At 60.4% G+C, this 868-nt stretch carries 1 protein-coding gene; it reads left to right on the top strand.

Annotation, left to right across the window (positions count from 1 at the left end; translation table 11 throughout):
- Positions 1–77: 77 nt before the first annotated feature.
- The coding region (locus tag ACGTN6_RS20615; protein WP_394594930.1) for a hypothetical protein at positions 78–868 on the top strand (791 nt) is incomplete at its 3' end.

Below are 868 nucleotides of genomic sequence, written 5' to 3' on the forward strand. Positions count from 1 at the left end.
AGTAGTGTAATTGAGTCGCTTTTCAACGACTAGCCATCCAGCTGGCCGGCACCAACCTCGATGACAGGAGTCCACGAATGTCACAGCGCAGTAATTACGTCTTTGAAGGCCGCATCACCGCCGAGCAGCCGTTGGCCACCTGCTCAAAAGACTTGCTTGACAGGGAAGGCGGGAAGAACAAGCCCGTGCCGGTGCCCCACACGCAGACCGCGCAAGGCCCCCGTCTCATGTTTCCGGCCACCGGCCTGCGAGGGACACTACGTCGCCGTGTGCGTGATGTGGTTCGCCAGCGTGTCATTGAGATCACGGGAAAAGATAAGCCCTTCGACCTCGATACCCACTACATGCTAACGCTCGGCGGTATCAAAGGGTCCGGGGAGGAAGACAAAACGAGCGTGCTGCGCATCCAGGAGGTCCGCGATAGCAACCCGCTGCTCAACTTGTTCGGCGCCGGGGACGCGGGCACCGTGGGTTTCATGTCGGGCCGTCTGAGCGTCGGCAATGCTATATGCGACGAAGCCAGCGAGCCGGCAATCTTCTCGGGTGCTAGGGCCGACGACCTGTATCGCGATCCTGACCAGTTGGCCTTCATGGGCGATGCAGACCTGATGAATCTTGCGGATCGCTCCAAGGGTAATCGGGCACGCTCGCAGCTCAAGGCTCAGCGTTCCCAGCTCACACGAGACTACTACACCGCTAAGGCTGAGCAGGCGAGCAACAACCGGCTGGATGCCATCCAGTCGCAAATGGCCGAGGTCGACGCAGAGATGGACCGCATCAAGGCCGAGACCGGCAGCGACAACTCGGTAAGCATGCCGCTGGCTGGCTGGCAAGCCATTCCCGTGGGTGCGCGTATGTCGCATAGAAT

Source organism: Halomonas sp. B23F22_20 (genome assembly GCF_043496985.1).
Classification (GTDB): domain Bacteria; phylum Pseudomonadota; class Gammaproteobacteria; order Pseudomonadales; family Halomonadaceae; genus Halomonas.